This window comes from Paenibacillus tundrae, from assembly GCF_030812775.1.
GTDB lineage: Bacteria > Bacillota > Bacilli > Paenibacillales > Paenibacillaceae > Paenibacillus > Paenibacillus tundrae_A.
Map to the genome: position 1 here is coordinate 32,595 of NZ_JAUSTI010000011.1, position 24,599 is coordinate 57,193.

At 44.3% G+C, this 24,599-nt stretch carries 16 protein-coding genes; all 16 read left to right on the forward strand.

All coding sequences use genetic code 11. The features are described from left to right. The first annotated feature begins 113 nt into the window (after positions 1 to 113). The 16 genes from spoIID to J2T19_RS19145 all read left to right on the forward strand — a co-directional run bounded on the left by spoIID (position 114) and on the right by J2T19_RS19145 (position 24,545). Positions 114 to 1,469, forward strand: coding sequence for a stage II sporulation protein D (gene spoIID / locus J2T19_RS19070; RefSeq protein WP_307218483.1), 1,356 nt, complete (start codon positions 114 to 116; stop codon positions 1,467 to 1,469). Between the two features lie 1,123 nt (positions 1,470 to 2,592). Continuing rightward, complete coding sequence (locus tag J2T19_RS19075; RefSeq protein WP_307218485.1) at positions 2,593 to 3,330, forward strand: M23 family metallopeptidase; 738 nt, start codon at positions 2,593 to 2,595, stop codon at positions 3,328 to 3,330. Between the two features lie 171 nt (positions 3,331 to 3,501). Continuing rightward, on the forward strand, positions 3,502 to 3,789 hold the full coding sequence (gene spoIIID, locus J2T19_RS19080; RefSeq protein ID WP_024632710.1) for a sporulation transcriptional regulator SpoIIID: 288 nt from the start codon (positions 3,502 to 3,504) through the stop codon (positions 3,787 to 3,789). A 219-nt stretch (positions 3,790 to 4,008) separates the two neighbouring features. After that, a complete protein-coding gene (locus tag J2T19_RS19085; RefSeq protein WP_056693831.1) occupies positions 4,009 to 5,007 on the forward strand; it encodes a rod shape-determining protein in 999 nt (332 codons plus the stop codon). 102 nt (positions 5,008 to 5,109) lie between these two features. Continuing rightward, positions 5,110 to 5,994, forward strand: coding sequence for a flagellar hook-basal body protein (locus tag J2T19_RS19090; protein WP_307218488.1), 885 nt, complete (start codon positions 5,110 to 5,112; stop codon positions 5,992 to 5,994). A 44-nt stretch (positions 5,995 to 6,038) separates the two neighbouring features. Next, a complete protein-coding gene (locus J2T19_RS19095) occupies positions 6,039 to 6,878 on the forward strand; it encodes a flagellar hook-basal body protein (RefSeq protein ID WP_307218490.1) in 840 nt (279 codons plus the stop codon). A 12-nt stretch (positions 6,879 to 6,890) separates the two neighbouring features. After that, positions 6,891 to 7,115: a DNA-directed RNA polymerase subunit beta gene (locus tag J2T19_RS19100; protein ID WP_307218670.1), complete on the forward strand. Its 225-nt coding sequence runs from the start codon at positions 6,891 to 6,893 to the stop codon at positions 7,113 to 7,115. Positions 7,116 to 7,600: 485 nt separating this feature from the next. Then, on the forward strand, positions 7,601 to 8,032 hold the full coding sequence (gene fabZ, locus J2T19_RS19105) for a 3-hydroxyacyl-ACP dehydratase FabZ (RefSeq protein WP_307218492.1): 432 nt from the start codon (positions 7,601 to 7,603) through the stop codon (positions 8,030 to 8,032). Positions 8,033 to 8,178: 146 nt separating this feature from the next. After that, positions 8,179 to 9,897, forward strand: coding sequence for a phospho-sugar mutase (locus tag J2T19_RS19110; protein ID WP_307218494.1), 1,719 nt, complete (start codon positions 8,179 to 8,181; stop codon positions 9,895 to 9,897). Between the two features lie 333 nt (positions 9,898 to 10,230). Continuing rightward, positions 10,231 to 12,252: a DUF5693 family protein gene (locus tag J2T19_RS19115; protein WP_307218496.1), complete on the forward strand. Its 2,022-nt coding sequence runs from the start codon at positions 10,231 to 10,233 to the stop codon at positions 12,250 to 12,252. Further along, a complete protein-coding gene (gene csaB, locus J2T19_RS19120; RefSeq protein ID WP_307218672.1) occupies positions 12,228 to 13,418 on the forward strand; it encodes a polysaccharide pyruvyl transferase CsaB in 1,191 nt (396 codons plus the stop codon). Before J2T19_RS19115 ends, csaB begins: the two co-directional genes overlap by 25 nt. A gap of 7 nt (positions 13,419 to 13,425) precedes the next feature. Further along, the gene (locus J2T19_RS19125) at positions 13,426 to 14,184 is read left to right on the forward strand and encodes a WecB/TagA/CpsF family glycosyltransferase (protein WP_307218498.1); all 759 of its coding nucleotides are present in this window, start codon (positions 13,426 to 13,428) and stop codon (positions 14,182 to 14,184) included. Positions 14,185 to 14,578: 394 nt separating this feature from the next. Continuing rightward, positions 14,579 to 15,706 (forward strand): glycosyltransferase family 4 protein, encoded by a 1,128-nt coding sequence (locus J2T19_RS19130; RefSeq protein ID WP_145051510.1) that lies wholly within the window; start codon positions 14,579 to 14,581, stop codon positions 15,704 to 15,706. A 165-nt stretch (positions 15,707 to 15,871) separates the two neighbouring features. Continuing rightward, a complete protein-coding gene (locus J2T19_RS19135; RefSeq protein ID WP_307218500.1) occupies positions 15,872 to 19,834 on the forward strand; it encodes an S-layer homology domain-containing protein in 3,963 nt (1,320 codons plus the stop codon). A 204-nt stretch (positions 19,835 to 20,038) separates the two neighbouring features. Beyond that, the gene (locus J2T19_RS19140) at positions 20,039 to 20,380 is read left to right on the forward strand and encodes a hypothetical protein (protein ID WP_128103774.1); all 342 of its coding nucleotides are present in this window, start codon (positions 20,039 to 20,041) and stop codon (positions 20,378 to 20,380) included. Positions 20,381 to 20,906: 526 nt separating this feature from the next. Further along, positions 20,907 to 24,545, forward strand: coding sequence for an S-layer homology domain-containing protein (locus tag J2T19_RS19145; RefSeq protein ID WP_307218503.1), 3,639 nt, complete (start codon positions 20,907 to 20,909; stop codon positions 24,543 to 24,545). Positions 24,546 to 24,599 lie beyond the last annotated feature (54 nt).

Sequence of the window (24,599 nt, forward strand, 5' to 3'; positions counted from 1 at the left end):
GTTTCTCTTAAATGTTGTTCTATCAGATCAATTTAACTCATACCCTAAACTATGGAATTGAACAAAATAGGCCGGTGCATGGTCACTCGTGGACAACGGAGGGTTATGTCGAAATGAAAGAAGCGCGTGTTCAGGTTAAGGTACCTCTTGTTCCTCGCCCAGGTGCTACAGATTCAGAGGAGCCAACGTCTAATTCAACTATGGAAAAAGACAAGCTAGCCTCGGTGACACCTATTCGGTTAGCATCAGTAGGCTCAGCGACTACATCTGCCCCACGCAAAGCGAGGGTAGATACATCAGATGATGCAACAACAGGCCAGATGCACGTGCCTGTTATTGAACTGGATCATTTCCGCCCTGTGAAGCGGCGGCGAATGAGGACATTTGCACGTGGGCATCGCTGGGGCAGACGCAGACCTCCACGCTGGCAACCTGTTGCAGCGGCAACTACACTACTCACGCTCGCCTTGCTAATCCCTGTTATTCTGGTCTGGCCACGATCAGATGATCCAGTTAAGTCAGTTCCGGCAGCACCTACCGCCAATAGTACATCTACGCCAGCACCTACTCCTGCTGTACCTGTCACGTATCCAGAGCCCAATGTACGGGTATATCTGTCAGCAACAGGTACAACGATGGAGCTTCCGCTGGAGAAGTACGTATCTGGTGTGGTCGCCGCTGAGATGCCAGCTGAGTTCAGACTGGAAGCGTTGAAAGCTCAAGCCATTGCAGCTCGCACGTTTATCGTCAGAAGATTGGCGGCGAATGATACAAGTGGCGTGCCCTCGGGTGATGCGGACGTTACCGATACGGTAAGTCACCAAGTATTTATCCCACCAGATCAAGCGAAGGCCGAATGGACGCGGCTCGGCAAAGCGGAAGATTGGGAGAAGCTAGAGCAAGCCATTCGTGAGAGCCGCGATGCGGTCATGACATATCAGGGTAAAGCGATCACGGCTTCCTTTTTCTCAACCAGTAATGGGTATACCGAGAATGCAGAAGACGTATGGGGGAATGTTGTGCCTTATCTCAAAAGTGTAGACAGTCCGTGGGACAAGAAGATCGCCCCGAGATTTGAGGAGACTGTTACGATGAAGCGTAGCGAAGTGTTGCAAAAGTTAAATCTGAGTGCTAGTGCAATACCCGTCTCAGCTCAAAAGGGAAGTGCCTGGATGGAAGTGCTGTCCACAACGAAGGGACACCGGATTAAAGAAATGCAGATTGCCGGTCAGACGTTCAGCGGCCCTGAAGTTAGGAATTTACTTGGATTGCGATCGAGTCAATTCAGCTGGAAGAGTGACGGAGACAAGATCGAGTTCACAACCTATGGATACGGCCACGGTGTAGGCATGAGCCAGTGGGGAGCCAATGGGATGGCGCAAGAGGGACACACGGCAACGCAAATCCTCAAACACTACTATACGGGCATATCCTTTGGACAGGCATCCAAGATGCTGGCATCGAAGTAGATGAGATGAACTTGGATTGCTTTAGATGAAATGATATTGTATTGATTGATTTTGCAATGCGAGTTGATATGGAGATTTAACGAACCTGAGAGACCTTATTGGGCTCTATCTCAGTGATTGGAGATTCTAACGAACCTCAGAAGCGTTATATCACGATATACAAGGGAATTGATGCGATCTTAGCGCCTAAATGAGTAATTAGCGTGTCCACGGTTCGTTAGAAGTTCTCAGCTCTGATTTTCGTGCTTATAAGGCAGCCTGAGTTCGTTAGAAAAGTACATTATCTAGGATGTACCGACGACCAATAGCAAATTAGGAACTCAGCCAGAGCACTAACCACCAAGCTAGCGAATCTCCAACACAGCCGGTGCACCAATCACCCATCCTAGTGAATCTCCAACACAGCGGGTGCACCAATCATCAGCTAGCGAATTACCAACTCAACCGGTGCACCGATCACAAGCTAGCGAATCCCAACTCAGCTAGTACACCAATCTCAAGCCAGCCAATTGCCGATATACCGGCTAAAGCTAATCACCATCTATCTACTCCCGGCTAATCTACTTACCTACACACCCTGCCCCATGCTAAAACTTTCAAGCTTTGACTATATCGGCGGAGAATGCGAGGGTTGGGGAGCGTAGGGGACAGAAAAGGCCTGTAGAAGCGAAGCGTCTGCCTTTATCCCCGGATTTCTTCCTTAGGAGATTATAATCAGGAAATCCGGGGATAACAGTGAGTCGGAGGGTTCTCTATCCCTGGAGCGGAGCGCATATCAACCGCACATCTACGCCATCTTATTCCACCTGCCCGCCCCATCTTAAGACTTTCAGGCTTTGCCTATATCAGCTGAAAGTGCGAGTGTTGAGGAGCGTAGGAGACAGAAAAGGCCTGTAGAAGCGAAGCGTCCGCCTTTATCCCCGGATTTCTCCCTTAGGAGATTATAATCAGGAAATCTGGGGATAAGAGCGAGTCGAAAGGTTTTCTGTCACCGGAGCGGAGCGCATACCAACCGCGCATCTACTCCTTATATAGCACTCTCTGAAAGTTTTATGAAAATAATTAGAGTCGCGCGTGTATAAAAGAGTTGCACCCGGTAACACTTGTTACTGAGGTGATCAAGATGAATGAACAAAACAAAAAAACAGTCCAAGAAGAAACTCCTAAAACAACACAAGGAGTACCGGCTAGCCAGCCCTCTTCATGGAAAAGAGCAATGTCCAAACGTTGGGTGTTCCCAGCAGCCTACATCGCAGCAGCAGGTATTATACTAACATTAGTTTGGGTCTACCAGGGAACAAGCGAACAAGCGCTTAACTCGGATCCAGCAGGTGTAGTAGAAACCGGCACCAAGGGTACAGAAGAAACAGCAGTGGTGGATGGCGAACAGGAAAGTATGGAAGTTGTTGCGAAGTCGGAAAGTTTTGTATGGCCAGTAGCGAGCCCTTCGGAAGTATCGATTGTTAAGCCTTTCTATGAAAACGAAGGTTCGACGGAAGAGCATGAAGCTGCGATGGTACAGTATAACGATACGTTTATCCCGAATACCGGTGTAGATCTGGCAAGAGGAGATAACAAATCGTTTGAAGTTAAAGCAGCGCTTAGCGGAAAAGTAACCCGGGTTGAACAAAATCCGCTGACAGGTCAAGTTGTGGAAATTACTCACGACGAGAACCTCAAGACGGTATACCAGAGCTTGTCCGATGTGAAAGTAAAAGAAAATGACGAAGTGAAGCAAGGGGATGCCATTGCATCAGCTGGCGTGAATGAGTTGGGTAAAACGCTTGGCAACCATCTGCACTTCGAAGTTTATGAAGACGGACAGCCGGTTAACCCACAAGGATTTCTCCCGGAAAAATAATTGATTTTTTACCGCAGTACGCCGAAGGCAGAGGGAATGCTCCCTCTGCTTTTTTTACGTTTTCTGAAAATTATGGGACCTTCGAAGCTTGTCACACCTCTAAACCGCGAATATATAGGCATGCTCCTCATATAATGTACCAAACTATCCACACAGTAGGGAGGCGGGAGCGTGCACGATTACATCAAGGAACGGACCATCAAAATTGGTCGCTGCATTGTTGAGACAAGAAATACGGTCCGTACCATAGCCAAGGAATTCGGCGTGTCAAAGAGTACTGTGCATAAGGATCTGACGGAGCGTTTGCCGGAAATCAACCCTGATCTTGCTGACCAGGTAAAACACATTTTGGAGTACCACAAGTCGATCCGTCATTTGCGGGGCGGGGAAGCGACCAAGATCAAATACAAAAAAACGAGTGGAAAAAAGCGTGAAGTGTTGGCTTCTGCAAAATCGTAATCATCTTTGACAAGACATAGGCCAAAAAGCTCAAACTTGGATTGAATCCCTCCCCTGAAGTATGATATGTTAAAAGCTGGTACAGGATCGAATTATGACATCTTATCAGCCCGATTTTTACATATATATGTTGCACTTTGTCGAACAAGCGGTGACGTGATAAGGGACTCTTTTTCACAGGATACGCTGACCAAATAATATCACTTTGGGGGCTCTTTTATGTTAAGCAAGGATATCGGTATTGATCTTGGCACGGCGAACGTGCTAATTCACGTGAAAGGAAGCGGGGTTGTCCTCGATGAACCTTCCGTTGTGACCATTGAAAGCGATACGAAGCGGGTCCTTGCTGTTGGGGAAGAAGCGCGTCGTATGGTGGGGCGTACTCCAGGTAACATTGTTGCCATTAGACCGCTGCGTGACGGTGTTATTGCGGACTTCGAGATTACGGAAGCGATGCTCAGACATTTCATCAACCGTGTGGGGGCGAGAAGCTGGTACAGCCACCCACGGATTTTGATCTGCGCACCGACCAACATTACTTCCGTTGAGCAGAAGGCAATCCGTGAAGCTGCTGAGCGCAGCGGTGCCAAAGAAGTATTCCTAGAAGAAGAGCCGAAAGCGGCAGCGATCGGTGCAGGCATGGATATTTTTCAGCCGAGCGGCAATATGGTCGTAGATATCGGCGGCGGAACGACTGACGTTGCAGTCCTGTCTATGGGCGACGTAGTCACCGCCTCTTCTATTAAAGTTGCAGGGGACAAGTTCGACGAAGCAATAATCAAGTTTATCAAAGCCAAATATAAGCTCATGATCGGTGAACGTACAGCCGAGGATCTGAAGATTGCGATTGGTTCTGTACATCCAGGCGGACGTCAAACGGAGATGGATATTCGTGGTCGTGATATGGTAACAGGTCTGCCTATTACCGTAACGGTTTCTGGCCATGAAGTGCAAGAAGCCTTGTGGGATTCGGTACAATCCATCATTGTGGCAGCGAAGTCTGTATTAGAGCGGACACCACCTGAATTATCAGCGGACATTATTGACCGTGGTGTTGTGTTGACTGGTGGGGGTGCGCTATTGAACGGATTGGACGAGCTGTTATCAAATGAATTGCATGTACCGGTATGGGTAGCAGAGGATCCAATGCACTGTGTTGTAAAAGGAACAGGCATTATGTTGAATAATTTGGATCAAGTGGTTAAGAAAAAATTCTAATCTGCCGATATAATCATCAAAGGTTCGCCCATGCTCGGGTTAAGAACGGACAAGCCATAAGCCTGCCATGCAGGACAAGCGCTTGAGGAGAGGGGATCAACCATGCTAAGAGGTCTATATACGGCCACCGCGGGAATGCTTACGCAACAACGTCGCCATGACACAGCAACTCAGAATATCGTGAATATGAACACAACGGGATACAAACAGGTGAGCAGTGTTAGCCGATCCTTCCCGGAAATGCTCATTACTTTGGTGGGCGGAGATGCGAATACTCCAACAAAGCGGTTGGGTAGATTGAACTCAGGTGTATTTGCCGAAGAGAGCTTGTCCATGAATGTGCAAGGTGCGATTAGAGAGAGCGGGCAGAAGAGTGATTTTGCCATCTCATCTAATTTGGTGGTAAACGATCCACAGACGGGACAACCTGTATCATTTGATGCATCAGGCAAGTTTGTGAGAGAAGATGGTACCGTTACGTACCAACCACAGGCATATTTTACGGTGCAGGATGCCGATGGTAATACAAGATATACGCGTGATGGACATTTTACAGTTACAGGAACAGGACAATTGCTGAGCTCGACGGGCGCTCAAGTGTTGGATAATAATGGACAACCTGTTGTGTTGACAGGTTCAGTGGAGCAATTTAAAGTGGATGAGCAAGGTCGTCTCGTGAATGCAGCTACAGGTGCACCAACAGGCGTTACACTTGGAATTAGCGTGGTTGATCTGCCGAATCAGTTGGTACGTCAAGGTGACGGTAACTTCAGCTTGGACGAACAGGGCGGTGCAACGGCTAGAATGATGGCTGCTGGAGATAACGTTCAGATCCGTCAAGGATACTTAGAGGGCTCCAATGTGGATGCTTCTCAAGCGACAGTAGATCTGAATGCTGCGTTCCGTGCATATGAGGCCAATCAGAAGATCGTGCAATTCTATGACCGAAGTTTAGACAAAGCCGTTAATGAAGTTGGACGTGTATAACGTCAACCGTAGATATAACCACGTAGTGGGGAGGGTAACCACCGATGAATAATTCCATGATTAGTGCCAAGGTCTCCATGACTGGCATTCAGCAACGTCTGGAAGTCATTGCCGATAATATTGCCAACGTGAACACGGCAGGCTATAAGAGCAAGCAAGCAGCGTTTGAAGATGTTTTGACTCGTGTACAACAACAACCTGAGAAGTATAAACTAGACGGTCGTTCTACACCGATGGGATTTAACCTCGGGTTTGGAGTACGTTTATCAGATGTTACGAAGGATATGACGCAAGGATCGCTGAATGAGACGGGTAACCCGACGGATCTAGCGATTGAAGGCAATGCCATGTTTGCTGTGGAAGCGAATGGACAGAAAATGTGGACACGTCAAGGTGCATTTCATTTTGTACCTGATGCAAGACCGAAGCTGAACCCAAATGATCCTCAGATGATGGTGCTCATTAACGGTGAAGGACACTTTGCACTTGATCGTAATGGCAATCGGATTACCGCACAGGTGAATAGCAAGGTCGCATTTGATGAGAACGGAAATTTGCTGATTCGTCGTGGTAACGCGGCTAACGCAACCATAGGTGCTCAGTTGCAACTCGTTGATATTGAGCGTCCAGAAGGTCTGGTGCAATTTGCCGATAACCTGTTTGGGTTGGACGTTGGTTTAACCGAAGATGATGTATTTGGAGCTAATGCAGCGACGCGTCCAGCGGCGGCTACAATCCGTGCGGGTTATCTGGAGCAGTCCAATGTGGATCTGACTTCGGAGATGGCTTTGCTGATGCAAGGACAGCGTACGTATCAGTTGGCAGCTCGGGCACTGACATCCAGTGATTCAATGGCGGGTCTAGCCAACAATTTGAGAGCATAAAAGGTGAATGTGATGACAGATACAGAGCAGCAGAACAGTAAGCCGGATAAGACGAAAGTCAAGAAGAAGAAGAGTGGATGGCGTATCGCCAGATGGTTTCTGGTTCCGTTTCTGCTTGTTCTTGCCCTCGCTGGTGGTATGGTCGCTGGCTATGTAGTACTGGGTAAACAGGATATCGGCTCCGTATTCGAGTGGAGCACTTGGAAGCATGTGTATAATCTGGTGTTCGCTCCATAGGACGTGTAATGAGGAAAACTCCTGCGTAGGCAGGAGTTTTCTTTTTGGTGTTGAAAACAGTATAATGATGGATGACGTTTGACTTCTGACGTCTAACGCAAAAGAGGCCTCCCCTGCGAATGATATGCATCATCGCCAAGAGAGACCCCTTATCTCAACCTTCACTACTGCAGTCATGAAGGATATTTATAGTGTTGACCGAAAATGCGCTTTTTAAACAAAATAAAATAACTATATTTTATATGAGCCCTGTTTTTAAATGTTTGTCATATCAGCATACGTAGTGTAGGGGAAGGAATCGTTCTGGAGAAGCAGAGCGTTCGCCTTTGTCTTCTAATTTTAACCTTTTAAAGGGTGCAATCAGATAAAATTAGAAGACAACAGCGATCGAAAGAACGATCCGCACCCGGAGCGTCTACGAAGCAGATAACGTAAATCATTTAATCACGAGTCTCATATAAAACGCGACGAAAGGAGAATACAACGTGCTCGATAGCAAACAGATTCAAGCGATCATTCCGCACCGTCCCCCGTTCCTACTGGTGGATAAAATTGTAGAGATGGAGGAGGGCAAGCGTGCTGTTGGTTTGAAGAATGTAACGATCAACGAACCGTTCTTCCTGGGTCATTTTCCTGAGTATCCGGTAATGCCGGGTGTCTTGATTACAGAAGCGCTGGCTCAAGTTGGCGCAGTAGCTATGCTTAGCATCGAGAGCAATAAAGGCAAAATTGGATTTTTGGCGGGACTGGACAATTTCCGATTCCGTGGACAAGTTGTGCCTGGAGATACGCTGATGTTGGAAGTGGAGATCACTCGACTGAAGGGCTCGATCGGTAAAGGTAAAGCTACAGCTAGAGTGGAAGATAAAATTGTCGCTGAAGGCGAGATCATGTTTGCATTGTCTGACCCAAGCTAAGAGATAAGCTGAGTACATACGTGAGCATGTGGCACCTGAGAGAAGATGTTCGATCTGCTATGCATAAGACAATCTGGAATCAAGGGCAACATGCTGATGGAGTCAGCAATTATTTTGAATGGACATAGAGGAAGGGGTTTGCAGGAATGGAACAGTTAAGCGAAACAGCAGCATTGACGCTGCAGCAATGGTTGGAGGATGCTTCGATTGATGAAGCGACGAAACAGGAGCTTCGTGACTTGCAGGATCAGCCGAAAGAGCTGGAAGATCGTTTCTACCGTAATCTGGAGTTCGGTACGGGTGGATTGCGTGGTGTGATCGGCGCTGGAAGCAACCGAATGAACCGATACACGGTAGGTCGTGCTACACAAGGATTCGCGCGGTATTTGCTGGAACAGCATGGTGACAAGGAAGGTAGACCTTCTGTAGTCATTGCGCATGATTCCCGTCACTATTCACCAGAGTTCACATTGGACGCTGCACTTGTTCTAGCAGGTAACGGCATCGTAGCTAAGCTGTTCCCATCTCTGCGTTCAACACCACAGTTGTCATTTGCGGTACGTAATCAGAAGGCAACAGGCGGAATCGTTGTGACAGCGAGTCATAACCCTCCTGAATATAACGGATATAAAGTGTACAACCACCAAGGCGGTCAACTCGTACCGGGTGAAGCTGAAAAAGTAATTCAGTACATCCAGGAGGTTCCTTCTCTGGCCGATGTGAAAAAGCTGACGCAAGAAGAAGCCGAAGCACAGGGATTGCTCGTATGGCTTGGGGAAGAAGAGGATCAAGCATTTTTCGATACTGTAGCTAGCCAGAGCTTGAGTCGTGAATTGATTCAAGACGGTGTGGGCCGTGATTTCAAAATTGTATTCACGCCATTGCACGGAACAGGAAACGTGCCTGTACGTCGTGTATTGGAACAGATTGGATTCGAACAACTGCATATCGTAGCAGAACAAGAGCAGCCAGATGCAGAGTTCTCTACAGTGAAGTCGCCTAACCCGGAAGAGCGCGAAGCGTTCACACTTGCGATGAAGCTGGGCGAAGCAGTAGGTGCGGACATTTTGATCGGTACAGACCCAGATGCAGACCGTATGGGTGCTGTTGTTAAAGACAACGATGGCAAATATTTCGTCTTGTCCGGTAACCAGTCTGGTGCCATCATGATTCATTATGTACTCAGCCGCCTGCAAGAGACAGGTAAGCTGCCGAGCAACGGTGCAGTAGTTAAAACTATTGTAACAAGCGAGATGGGGGCTGTAATCGCGAAGCATTACGGTGCAGAAGTGATGAATACCCTAACAGGCTTCAAATATATTGGTGAGAAAATGGATCAATTCCAAGAGAGCGGTAGTCATACGTTCTTGTTTGGTTACGAAGAGAGCTATGGTTACCTAGCAGGTAACTATGCGCGTGATAAGGATGCAGTTCTGGCGTCCATGTTGATCGCTGAGGCAGCTGCATATTACAAGAGCCAAGGCAAAACATTGTACGATGTCCTGCAAGAACTCTACAAACAGTTCGGAACGTTCTTGGAGAAGCTGGAGTCCCGTACATTGAAAGGTAAAGATGGCGTCGCTCAGATTCAAGGCAAAATGACAGACTGGCGCTCTAACCCGCCACAAGAAGTCGCGGGAATCGCTGTACAAGACGTGCTAGACTACTCTCTCGGCCTAGATGGCTTGCCAAAAGAAAATGTACTCAAGTTCATTTTGGCGGATGGATCATGGTTCTGCTTGCGTCCATCAGGAACTGAGCCTAAGATCAAAATTTACTTTGCCGTACGTGGTGAGAGCACAGACGATGCTCAAAGCCGTATCGAGCGTTTGTCTAACGCAGTAATGACGCGCGTAGACGCGTAATTCAGTTACAGGTTTTAAAGAATGTAGCTTGAACATGAGAAAGCCTCTCCGCACCGAAAGGTTGGTTGGCGGAGGGGCTTTTATGTTAGGGTGAAGAGTTAAACTTAACGTTTACATGAGAACGAAGAGGACAGAAATAACATGAAGAAGCGAAGCGTTCGCCTTTATCCCCGGATTTTCCCTTTAGATAAAGGGATCAAAAAAATCTGGGGATAACAGTGATCGGAAGGTTATTCTGTCATCGGAGTGGATATTGTAAAAGTGGAATACATGATGGAATTACTTGAGCTGAACGTGGATTTTGGTTCCAACACTTGAGGAGGTACACGTATAGTGCGTCAAAAATGGCTTTATTGGAATACCGCTTCCCGGAAGTGGCTGTGGCTTGTTGTCATCATTGGATTGGTAGCCTCCATTCCCGTGATTAGTGATCGAGTGCAGACGGAGTCTTCTGCCAAGAAAGTAGAACTGGTCTTCAATTATCGAGGTCTGCTGGATATCTCAGCATATCAGGCCCATCCGCAAGATTTTATGAATGAACAATTAACACGTCTAAAAGGTGCTGGCGTAACAACCATGGCAGTGTTCGAAAGTACACTGGATGAGTTGAGAAAGACACGCCGTATTATGGTATATAACGGTCAGGATCTCGCGAATCTGACGAAGAATGTGATTCCTTCGAATGAGAACTTCACCTATGTGCTGTTCACGAATGAAGAGAATGCGCAGACGTATGCCCCTATCATTGAACAAACGTTCGCTGACCGCCAGATTCCTGTGGTTCCATGGGAATATGAAGGCCGTAGCGGCTTAATATTGCAGACTCCGCCGGAGAATGCCAACATGCAGCCATTGCAGCCTGACCCGGTTGCTGTGAAAATGCTGCGTGATCACGGCTTCCACATCTTACCGCGGATCTCGGATAGCGTACCTTACAACCAAGCTTCGATGGAGCGCCTATTGTCGTTCTTCAAAGAGAATGGCGTTACACGCATCTTGTTTGATGGGGATGCTGTGAAAGGGTACAATGATAATGCGGAGATGAAGAGTATTGATCAATTCGCACAATTGCTCAATAAATACGATATCGGACTCGCAGCGATTGAGAATCTGAAGAAGCCACAATCAGGCTTCCAGACACTCGCTTACAAAATTGATTATAATGTTGCACGCCTATATTCCCTGAGTGACGCCGATGCCAATCTGGACGTAGATACCATTGCAGACCGTTTTGTATTGGCGACGAAAGACCGTAACATTCGCATGCTCTACATGAATGCTTCACCAAGTCGGAATACGTCCAAAGCCATGATTACAGATCCAATTGAGAATCTGATCAACAGTCTGGGTGAACCAGGTCATGCGGTTGAACGTATGGGTAAATTCGGATTCGAGCTAGGACAAGCTGAAGCATTTACGGTGAAGGATTCGTCCATTCAACGTTATGCCAAGCTGGTTGCTCTAATTGGTGCGATTGCCCTGATTACGCTCATGGTATCATACTTTGTACCAATGCTAACTCTGCTTGTGTTCGCACTAAGTTTAGTGGGAAGTGCCGGATTGTTCTTGCTGAAACCGACACTGCTTGAGCAAGGGATTGCCTTGCTAGTAGCCATTGCGGCACCGACGATTGCCATGGTACTTGCCGTTCGTACGGTAAATTACCAACAGCAACGTCAGCCAGATGCGTCCGCAGGTCGTCGTTTAGGTCAGACTATCATTCTATATGTAAGAACGTCGATTCTTTCATTTATGGCCGTGCCATTTGTCATCGCTTTGCTGAACAGCATTACGTACAGTCTGGTCATTAACCAGTTCCGAGGCGTGAGTCTGTTGCACTTTGCACCAATTGCACTGGTTGCGATTTATGTTGTGTTTTATCGGGGTTCGGGCAGTTTCTCGATTAAGAAAATTAAAGAAATGCTTCGTATGCCAATTAACGTATTAATGGTTGTACTCGCTGTGATTGCAGCTGCTGCAGGTTATTATTATTTGACGCGTACAGGTAATTCAGGTTCGGTTACACCATTTGAAATGTTCCTGCGTACAGCGCTTGAAGATACCTTCGGCGTACGTCCAAGATTCAAAGAGTTCATGGGAGGACACCCACTGTTTATCGTTGGTGTGTTCGCTGCATTGAAATATCGTAAATTTGTTTTTGTTCTTATTCTTGCAACGATTGGACAGTTGTCCATGGTTGATACGTTTGCGCATATCCACACACCAGCTGTGTTGTCCCTCATTCGTGGTGTGATGGGATTGGGACTTGGCTTAATCTTCGGGATCATTGCTGTGGGTGTGTGGCAAGTCGCGGAAGGATGTTGGAAAAAATGGTCACCACTTCTCAAAAATTAGTCATCTCAGGATATTACGGTTTCCGTAACAGCGGAGACGAAGCGGTATTGAAGTCAATTCTAACCGCTCTGGAAGAGGAGAGTCACAGATCGGGTGTCAGCATTGAGCCTATTGTGCTCTCCGGTGATCCAGAATCGACAACTTCAATGTATGGTGTTCGTTCCGTTCATCGTATGAAGTTCAAGGAAGTTCGAGAAGCGATCAAGGAAAGTGATGGGTTAATTAGCGGTGGTGGAAGCCTGCTTCAAGATGCAACAGGGCTGAAGTCCATCCCGTATTACCTTGGCGTTATCAAGCTTGCCCAGTGGTTGAAGAAACCAACGTTTATATACGCACAAGGAATCGGTCCGGTGAACCGGAAGATTTTTAATCCGATGATCCGTTCCGTTTTCAAAGCATGTAAATATGTATCAGTTCGTGATGAGCAATCTGCCGAGCTGCTTCGCCAGTTAGGATTGCAGTGGAATCAGATTCACGTCGTGCCTGATCCAGTGATGGGATTGCCTTTGCCGGAGAATGTAGCAATAGGGAAGACTGCGGTGGCGGAATCCGGGGAAACGACTTCTGGCAAAGAGGGCTCCTCTAGTCATAACCATTCCCCGGGGAATACTAAACTTCCCGTTATCGGAATCTCGGTTCGCTTCTGGGAATCCGATCGCAAAGAGCTTACGGCTATTGCTGCTGGATTGAAGAAGCTCTGTGTGCACAAAGCCGTTCATTTGCGGTTTATGCCATTCCATTTGCCTAAGGATGAAGAGGCATCACGATTCGTGATGGAACTACTGGGCGATGTGAGTAGCAAAGGGAGCGAGGTCAGCATAACGGACAATCTGACCGATCCACAGCTCATGCTGCAAGAGGTAAGTCAGTGTGATATCGTCATTGGGATGCGACTGCACAGTCTGATCTATGCGGCTTCGCAATATGTACCCCCAGTGGGAATTTCTTACGATCCGAAGATCGATCAGTTCATGCTTCGCCTGCACAGCGATCCTGTAGGTAGCACAAGCACGCTTGATGCAGATCAACTAGCCAAGCATGTATCGAAGCTTCTCGATCAGCGGTCACAATGGCTGAAGGAGCATGAAGAACTAATTACGGAATTGAAGCAGGAGGCCAGAGTGCCTGCACAGCAGATTATTAACTATTTAGGCCGCAAAGGGTGAGAAGATAATGAGTCAGACCGGAACTATACCTACCGTTTCCATCTATGGTATTCCTTTTTCCAAATTGCCGATGAGCGAGACGGTAGAGGTTCTAAGGGAGGCGGTGCTGTCGAAGCAACCGCATCACGTAATTACAGCCAATCCAATCATGGTTATGGCGGCAATGGAAGATCCAGCCATCATGCGAGTGATGCAATCGGCTGAGATGGTCGTCCCAGACGGTACAGGCGTTGTATGGGCTGCAAATTATTGCGGAGATCCTGTAGCTGAGCGTGTTCCCGGATATGAACTTTTACATGAATTGCTGCGCGTTGGAGAAAACTATCGTTGGGGTGTATATTTACTCGGCTCTACCCCTGAGGTGATTCAAGAAACGGCAGTTCGGTTACAACAGCAGTATCCGGCGATTCGTATTGTAGGTTATCGTGACGGCTTCTTCGGTTCGGATGAAGATGAACAAGTCGTGGCTGCAATTCGTGAAACTGCTCCGGATCTATTGTTTGTTGCACGGGGTGCAGATACGCAAGAACCTTGGATTAACAAGCACAAGAACACACTCCAGATTCCGGTGATGATGGGTGTTGGAGGAAGCTTCGATGTCATATCAGGCAAAACGAAACGTGCGCCAAAACTGTTCCAGAAGTTAAGACTGGAATGGTTCTATCGCTTGCTTCGTGAGCCAAGTCGGGCTGGTCGCATGCTTGCGCTTCCGAAATTTGCACTTAAAGTCATAACGGACAAAGAAAACGTGACAAAAGCCCAATAAATATAGGCTAATACGAGAAAAATGCGTGTTTTTGCTAAAAATTGAGGTTGGCGTTTCGTTGGGGTTCAGCGTATAATTCGTTCTGGATTACATGTGTGCCACTGAAATGAGTAAAACGTTACACTTACCACTACAAGATCAAGGCAACCTTTCGATCGCCGTTATCTCCAGATTTCTTTTATCCCCTTATATAAGGGAGAAATCCGGTGATAAATGCGAACGCTTCGCTTCTCCAGGTTTTCCTTGCTCTTTCCGTTAACGTGTAACAGATATTCATCATTAAACATGTCTAACAAGTAATTTTTTATATATAGAAAAGAGGAATCAAACCTCAAACAGAGATCAGGGGATTTAACATTATGCACGGCATTATAATTGGGGGTCGAATGTTCAAATGGTAGCGATCTTTATCATTGGATTTATCGTGTCAATGGGACTGGCTCTTGCCCTGACACCGCTTGTCAAAAAGTTCGCAGTACGTATTGGCGCAATGGATACGCCGAATGCACGTAAAGTGCACACACGGATTATGCCACGTCTAGGTGGACTCGGAATTTTCTTGGCTTTTGTTATTACAGTTGCAGCCTTGCTTCCTTTTGTGTCGGCATGGTTTACAACAAGAGATATGAGTTTTGTTAGTGCATTTCTAATCGGTGGTTCGATTATCGTGCTGATTGGTGCACTGGATGATCGATTTGAATTGTCAGCTAAAGTGAAGCTGCTTGGACAGATCGTTGCTGCTTCGGTAGTTGTATTTGGCTTCAATATTCGTGTAGACTTCGTTAACATTCCATTTCAGGATGCGTATTCTTCACTAGAGGCTTGGGTAGCGATTCCGCTGACCATCTTCTGGATTGTTGGGGTAACGAATGCGATTAACCTGATTGATGGCTTAGACGGTCTGGCAGCAGGTGTATCCGGTATTGCCATTGGGACAATCGCCGTGATGTCCTTCTTGATGGGGAACATGATGATTGCCTTGATGTGTCTTGTGTTGCTCGGAAGTATTATCGGGTTCTTGTTCTTCAATTTCCATCCAGCGAAGATCTTCATGGGAGATACCGGGTCACTATTCCTAGGGTTCTCACTGGCGATGTTGTCTATGCTGGGGTTCAAGCAAATTGCAGTCGTGTCCTTCATTACGCCGCTGATCATCATCGGTGTGCCTCTCTCGGATACCTTCTTCGCGATCATTCGTCGTGCGGTACAACGGAAGCCGATTTTCTCACCGGATAAAGGTCACTTGCATCACTGCTTACGTGAGCTTGGATTCAGCCACCGCCAGACGGTGCTGATCATCTACGGTATTGCTGCATTCTTCGGTGTGCTTGCGATTATCCAATCGTCTGCTGCCATGTTCGAAGCCAACTGGGTTACGTTCGTCGTGATCTGTATCATGATGTTCTTCTTACAAGTCGGCGCAGAGGTCATTGGCTTAGTCAGCAAAACAAGAAGACCGGTTATTAATTTCCTGATGCGCATGCGCGTCAAACTAAGTCCAGAGACTCGCTCGAAATCATAACATAATAAACGATATGCCTAACGCTATATATACCATTTTCAAGCCCCAAGCCTTATTCCTCGTGGATAAGGTTTTTTGTTTTTTTTGCTGTTTTTACTAAATAATTGGAACCTTCTGACCGATATATAACACTAACTGACTTAAAAGAAGGAGAGATGATACTTAATGCAACAGAAAAAACGGCCATTAGTATGGGTCATGTTGGTCGCCATGGTATTCTCATTGTTCCCACAAGGACTGTTCGGTGGATTCGTTGCTTCCGCAGCGGATGATCCTGCTTCAACTGGGCCGAGTACAGCCTCTTATTTCATACCGGATTTGAAAACCTTGCGAGAGACATCTGATCTTTCAATTGATTCTACGATTGCGGGCAAGACGTTTCTTACCAGAGATAAAGCCTATGTAACCAAAGATTCGAAAATTACGGTTACGGGTACATTCTCGGGAGTTAGCACGGACAACTTGAAAGCTTCTGTAGAACAGCTAACTTTATCTAGTAACAACACTAAATGGACAGTGGATGCAGGAAGAACGAGAACAGGGAGTATCCTAGCTGATGCGGGTTCTCAAGCGGCTCCTAAGTTTACAGCTACATTAGATCTATATCCTGGATTTAACCGGGTTACCCTAACTGGAAGTGGATTAAATAATGTTGAACGGTCTAACACATTTTATATTTTATATGAGGAAACTCCGTTAATTGAAAAGTTGACTGTAACAACAGATTTCACCACAGGGAATGGGCAAGAATTTAACCTAAATGGTGTATCAGAGACGGTAGTAGACACAAAAGATGTTACTTTTGGTTTAACACTTCAAAATGCAAATAAGGTATCTCTTTCTATTAATGGTGGGGCAAAAGTAGATGCTTTTCCTACACAAAACAGTGAGATTAGTCAGAAGTTCTTTACTCCACCATTAGCACTTGCAAGTGGTAAAAACAAAGTTGTGTTTGACATTGTTGGTCCGTCAAGTTCAATGACTGTCGAAAGAACGTTATATTACTTTGACAAGAACCAGTCATTTGCAGACCTACAGATTACTATTGGTGGAAGTGCTGGAGAGAAGAAGTCTGTTCTTAATAACAAAGCTAACTTCTCAACACCAGGAACAACAGCTAAACTGTCTGGTCAAATCATAGTGCCTTACTCTACAACTCCATTTGATGGTGCAACAGGTATCGAAGTGAATGATAATGTCTATCCTGTACAAGTTGACGCCACTAAAGAAATTCTTATTACTGGGGCTAACGGGGTTGACTATCAGTACCGGATGATAACCTTCGAGGGTGTTGGTGAATATACTCTTGCAGCTACAGGTGGCACAGTTAACAAGAACCAACCGATTAAAGTTGTTGCAAAGTATGGATCATTCAATACGGGCTACACAGGTGAGTTTACATATTCACCAGACAGTAGAGATATCACGAATATTTACTATTTACCTGGTTATACAAGTGGGCCGGTGGATTCAAAAGTTCTTTTGAACAAAACCGATTATACGAAGGTTTCAGAAAATACGTTTTACATCTTGGTTGAGTCAACTCAAACAATCAAGGGTGAAGACATTAATGGTAAGTATCTGCCTTCATTGACATCAGCCCTTGATATAGATAAGGTGGACTCCAGTGATGCAGGTCTCAAAGATACTCAACAAATCTATAAGGTTAACAAAATGTCAGGTGGACAGCAGAAGATTAGTTTCTTTTATGGAGATGCAACCAAAGCACCTGAATTGCCTTTCGTAGGATGGGTAAGTTTTGCATCAAGCAGCTCGATCTATATTGAAAACCTTCAAGACGGACAGACATTCACATTCAATTCAGGCAATAACTCTGCCAAGTTAGAAGTGATTGGTAAATACCTTGATTTCCGCAACGTGAATAATAGTACTGGTCCAGCAACTGGTTTCAAATCGGAACTACAAGTAAATGGTAAGGTTGAAAAACCTACGACAGGGTTCCCATCTTCAGGTGGTAATAACTTCGAGTTCGATCTAGGGATTACAAAAGATGGCCCTCTAGGCTATGGACAGAATATCATTCGTATTACGGCTACAGATGAGGATGAGAAGGGTGCGCCAGTAATTATTACGAGAACAATTACGGTGTATATCATTGATGAGAATGTATCTACTATTGATTCATTTATGCCTACGGCAGTACCCAAATCTTCTAATGCACGTGCACCATTTTATGAGAAGGAAATAACCAGCTATACTCCCGAAGAGATGAGTAACATCTTTGCAGTAACAACTGATTTTGCGTTCAAAGAGAATAAATACGTAACAAGTGAGGACACCTATGATCTTGTGTTCCGAGGTGGAGGCGCACAGATTGCGAATGTTTATTTCGGATCTGAATTGATTTTCCGTCATGATCAGACGAGCACATTGACACTTGATTTAGATAAAGAAGGGCCAGCACCACATTCGAAGAAGTATGATTTCGCAGGAACGGAGAAACAGTTCATAGCTCGTATCAAAAACCTGAAATTTGATTCACCAGGAACTCAGGTATATACACTTGAGTTAATCAACAGCACTGGTGCAAGAACAACACAAAGGCTCGAAATTGTACGTGAACCATCTTCATTCCGTATTGTCGCTCCACAGCCGACAGTTGGGGATAAAATTGTTGTCAACAAAAACTATATCCGATTCGATATCGAAGCGGAGGGTGCATCCCGAGTATTAATTGACAAGAATGTGGCAACAAAACGTACAGATATGAACAATCGATATATCTATGATTACGTTGGCTTGAAACCAGATAAAGATAATAAGATCAAAATTTCTATTGAACGAGATGGTAGTACAATTAATGAAACCATTAATGTATTCTACACAGGCGCAGTAACCGTAGATAGTCAGTTTATGGCTCCTAAAGTAGCTAACAAGTACACCGTGTTTAATAAGGAATTAACGTTATCTTTCCCTAAGGGCACAATCCTTCAAGCGAAAGTGGATGGAGGCACCAAGTTCTACCCTGATAATAAAATTCTATTTGGTATTGCTGATCCACTAAACGGTGTACTAGAGCGTAAGAATGACTACGGAAATGTAATGAATATTGACCGTGACATGAGAACCGTTCGTGGAGAGAGTGCCATTGCCCTGCGCGAAGATTTGATTAGTGCATTTAGTTCAACCAATAATACAGGGAACTTTACGTTGATCTCGGATGTATATTGGATTAATGGTGGTCTTGGTGAGCTAAATAATCTACCTTATACAGATGGAATACCACCATACTCAATTTATGGTTATTATCCTGAATATCCAACTTCAAGAATTCTCACTCCATCACAACGAGGGAGTCTGACGCTGAAATATGATCCAAGTATTGTTGATGAAGTTGGTTCAACGATTACAGTATTCCGCTATACAGATGTAACCGACCAGAAACAATGGATACCAATCGGTGGAGTTGTTGACACTAAAGCACACACGATTACTGTACCTTTTGATGAATTTGGTTATTATAAAGTCATGAAGCAAAGTAGAAGCTTCCAAGATGTAACTAACCACCCTTGGGCTCGTAATATGCTGAATGCTCTGTATTCCAAAGGCATCATGAAAGCCCTACGTACAGGTGAGTTTGGTGCAGATGATCAAACCACACGTGGAGAATTTGCCACATTGCTGGTCAAAGGTCTGAACATCCCACTGAATTATGACGAAAATAAACAAACGTTTATTGATGTATCAAAAAGAGCAGAGAAGAACTCTTGGAGCTTTGCTGCCATTGAGACAGCGGCTCGTGCGGGTATTGTAACAGGATTAAGTGATGGATACTTTGGAGTGGAAGATCGGATTACACGCGAGCAGGCGGCTGTAATGATTGCGAGAGCAATGAGTAGCAAGCTTGCGATCAACGATAGCAAACTTGCATCTGCTCTTGCTAAGTCGTTCCAGGATTCCGGTTCTATTGAGTACTATGCTCGTCCAGCAGTACAAGCTGTAACCAAAGCTAAAATTATGGAGGGTAGTCCTGTAACAGTAACGGGTTCTACTAAGCAGCAATTCCAGTTCAATCCAAAGGGTAATCTGACACGTGCAGAGGCTGCTAAAATTGCAGTAGAATTACTGAAAAAGAGCACAAAGTTATTCCCTAAAAACTTGAGTTAATTCGGATAAGATATCAATGTATGTAGGAAGGACCTGTCCCTTACACTAAAGGGATAGGTCTTTTTATGACTGTTCATCATTCTGTAAAGAACACTTTTATAATAGAAGAAACAGATTTATTACCAATAACTAATTTTGTAATTTGCTAGAGTTTAAGATACAATAACGGTAAATACACAATGATCTAGAGGGTGAAGTTAGCTAATGAAACCGATTTATTCAAAAGCTCAGTTGGGCTACATGAAGGCAAAGACACAGTTCGAGAAGCAGGCAGTCATTCTGGAGAAAAAGTTGGAAGATACACGTAAGACACAAGAGATCTCTCAGGAAGTCATGGAAGGACTTGTACAGTCTACTGGATTCCATGATGCATACAATAATTTGGTCTTGGCTGAGAATGAACTAATTGAATGGTCTCATACAACAATGAAGCATGAGAAAACATATCGTGAGAACAGACTTCCGATCGATGATATGTATCTGAGATTGAATAGTGATCCACAAATGCGTGCCCAAATTATTGAACTTGCGATGAAAATTCGCTAACCAATATAGCCAAGATAGCGCAAAAGCATCCTCAAGAGGCTTCACGAGGATGCTTTTTTTATTTTTAAATTTGAGAAAAATGTCGGTTCACGGATAAAAATGGAGGGTATATTTAAACGTTAGCATTTGAGTGCAAACAAATACTAAGTGTTGGAAATGCTGATGTATCAATGGTTTGTGAAGGTTTTGAATTCTAAGAAGACCCGCACGGTAACAGTACATAAATAAATTCAAAACTTTTTTTGTGGAATCCGCAACTTTTCGAAATCTATTGCGTTTAAGATGTAGAGTCAAAAACATTGGGGAACTTACCAAGAATGACCTCGTGAAGAATCTTGTCTATTTATTAGAAAAAATTGCTTTACGACTCGCAAGACCCATTGTATAATACGTAGGTAGGATTAGGAAACTACTCTATTTATGTATGATTCTGCTTTACGAACTAGTTTACAAGTTTCTGTGATAGCTCACAGACATCATTTATATTAACTTGCTCAGAACTCTGGAAAGGGGGTGCCACAATAGAATGAGAAATACGAGCAACCCTATTAAAGAAAATTCCAATGTTATGAACACCCAAGGAGGAGAAAAAAAGGTTATGAAGAAAATTTTATCCGTCGCTTTGTCTACAGCAATGGCATTCTCAATGTTTGCATCTGTAGCATTCGGTGATACAGCAGTTTCACCACAACAGAAGTTTGATGCATTGAAAGCAAAAGGTATCTTCAATGGTTATCCAGATGGTACAGCAGGTCTTGAAAAAGACATGACTCGCGCTGAGTTCGCTAAAGTCATCACTAAATTGCTCGGCCTGAAAGAAATCACTGGTCAATTGTCTTACACAGACAAAAACTACACAGCTAAGAACTGGGCTGTACCTTACATTGAAGCAGTAACTGCTGCAGGTATCATGGAAGGTAAAAACGTTGAGAAGAAAATCTTCGACTTCAACGGCAAAGTGACTGTGTCCGAGATGGCTACAATCCTTACTCGTGCACTTGATCTTGAAATCCCAGCTGAAACTAACAACAATGCTCCTGAGTGGGCTAAAGGTTACGTTCAAGCAGCAATCAACGCTGGATTCTTGGATGCTAACGCTAACTTCGCAGGTAACGCTTCCCGTGAATTGCTTGTAGGCGCAGCTTACGTAATTGACGAAGCTCAAAACCTGAAAGTATCTTCTTACACAGTATCTGAAGCTGGTAAAGTAGTTGAGTTCAAAATCAGCGACGGCGAAACTGTAAAAGTAACTTTGGATAAAGCTCTTGAAGCTAACAAAGAAACTGAAGTGAAATTCACTTACAAAGATAAAGAGTTCACTGAGAAAGTTACTTATGTAGTAACTACTGCTACTAAAGTAGAAAAAGTATCTGCAGCTAACCTGAAAGAAGTAACTGTTAACTTCGATGGTACTGTTGACGAGGATACTGCTACAGACATCTCTAACTACTCTTTGAAATCAGGCAAAGCGATCGAAAGTGCTACATTGTCTGAAGATAAGAAATCAGTTACAGTTGAATTGGTTGGTACATTGAACAACAATAAAGTTGACTTCTTGAATGTATCTAACGTTAAAGCTGGTAATGTTGTAGTAAGTGCAAAAGATGTTGAATTCTCAATTTCGGACAATGAGCTTCCTGAAGTAGAATCAGTTAAATCTTTGGGTACTAAATCCGTTAAAGTAGTATTCAGTGAGCCAGTACAATTGCCAGCACAAGGTAACTTCGAACTTGATGGCAAAGCATACTTTGGTAAAATCACTCAACCTACTTTGAGAACAGTTGTGTTGACACCTTACAGCACTTCAGCTCTTACTGTTGGAGATCACAAACTGACTGTAGTTGGCGTTAAAGACTATGCTGGTTTTGTATCCCTGACTTCTTCACATGACATCACAGTTGTTGAAGATAAAGAAGCTCCAACAATTACTGCAGCAACTGCAACTTTGGAAAGTGTAACTCTTACATTCTCTGAAGAAGTTGATCCAGAAACGCTTGATTCAGGTAATGTTTACTGGAAATCCGGTACTGACAAAATCAAAGCTACTGGAACTCCAAAAGCATTGGCTGACAACAAATACAAATTCACTTTTGACAAAGCAAACGCTCTGCCAACAGGTGCTGTATTGATCTATGTTGAAGGAGTAAAAGATTACTCTGGAAATCAAATTGCTAAGGACACTTCAGTTACAGTTAACGCTGAAATTGACCAAACTCGTCCTGAAGTAAGAAAAGCAGAAGCACTTAATGCAAGACAAATTCAAGTTACATTCTCTAAAACACTCCTTCTTGATTCTGTTAAAGAAGTGAAAAACTACAATGTAACTGATAAAGATGGAAAAGTTGTTGCTGTTAAAGACGCTAATCTATCTGGAAAAGACAACAATGTGATTACAATTGATTTGTATACTGATTTGTCCACAGGTGATAACACAGTAACAATCAAAAACATCAAAGACAACACAAGACTTGGCAACACAATGCTTGATTACAGTGGTAAAGTGAGCAAGGCTGATGTAACGACTCCTAAATTGGATTCTAAATTGGTTAGCCTTACTAACAAAACTGTAATTGTAGGCTTTGATAAGAAAATGGATCCAGCAACGCTTGCTGATTACTCTAACTATCATGTCCAAATTAACGGAGAAAGAGTTACATTGACTCCTGAATTGGCTGACATCACTGTACTGAATGACAGCAAAGCTGTTTCTATCAAATTCGTTGAAACTTACAAAAATCAATCTGTTGTATTCGCAGCTGGTGACTCTACTACACAAAGAAATGTACAAAGCTTGTTTGTTCTTGGTGTGAAAGATACTGCTGGCAACTTGTTGAAACAATTTGTTGATAACAGTGGATTGAATGTAATTCCAACAACTGCTGATATCACTGTTGGATTGGCTACTTATGATACAGATTATGACGCTAATAAAAAAGCAGCTTTGACAGCTCAAAACACAATTCAAGTTAAGCTTTCTTCAAGCGTAACATCTGCTCCTAAAAATGCATTTTCAGTAAAATCCACTGTTGGTGGTGTAACTACTGATGTGGCTATTAAGGAAGTAGTACTTGATGGAACTTCTGTTGTGAAACTGGTTCTGGACAAAGACTATGGTACTGATGCAAGCACATTGAACGTAACAGTAGATGTTAACAGACTTGTTACATTGGCTGGTACTACTACAAGTGCTCCACAACAATCAACTGCTGTATTGGATAAAGTTGCTCCGGTTGTTAAACCTAATGTGACTGGTTACCAAAACTTGCAAGTAACAGGTACTAACATCAAAGTTGATTTCTCTGAGGTAATCAAATTAGATGCTGCTGCCAACGAAACTCTACTTGCTAAAGACTTTGAAGTTGTTCGTTACTTCGATAACAAGAAATTGGTTGCAGGTAATGACTATACAGTAGAAGTAGGAACTGATTTCGTAACTATTAAACTTACTGATGCAGCAAGCAGAACTGTTGATACTAAGTATACTGTGAACTTTACAGGATCTAAGTACCTGACAGACGACACTGATGTGAAGAACGAAGTTGCTTCTTTCACTGGTAAACAAACCAACATCAATGTTACAGAAGGTGCGACTGGTACAGCAGCAACTGCAGCAACAAATGCTGTAGTAAAAGCAGAAACTACTAGATTGCAAGCTGACGTAACTGCAGCGCAAACTCTTGTTACTGCATTGCCTGCTGGCACAGTAAAAGATGGCCTGCAAACACGTTTGACAACAGTTCAAAATGCTATTGATGCAGCGACAGCTGCTGATAAAGCTGTAGCTGATGCAACAGCTGCTGTAGTAAAAGCAGAAGCAAGCAAATTGCAAGCTGACGTAACTGCAGCGCAACCACTTGTTACAACATTGCCTGCTGGCACAGTAAAAGATGGTCTTCAAACTCGTTTGAGTGAAGTTTCTGCTGTAATTGCAGCAAAAGCTACAGCACAAACTGCAATCGATGCAGCTCAAGCTGAAGTTGATGGAGCAGTTGTAGGTACTGGATCAGGTCAATATGCTGCTGCTGATATTGCTGATTACCAAACTGCAATCGATACGGCTCAAGCTGTGGTAGATAACGTGAATTCCACATCAACTCAAGTAACTGCAGCAACTACTGCTTTGGCAACTGCTACTAGCACTTTTGCAGCAACAGTAAATCCTTAATTAATAAAGTTAGTAAAAAAGGTCAACCAACTTTGGTTGGCCTTTTTCTATTTG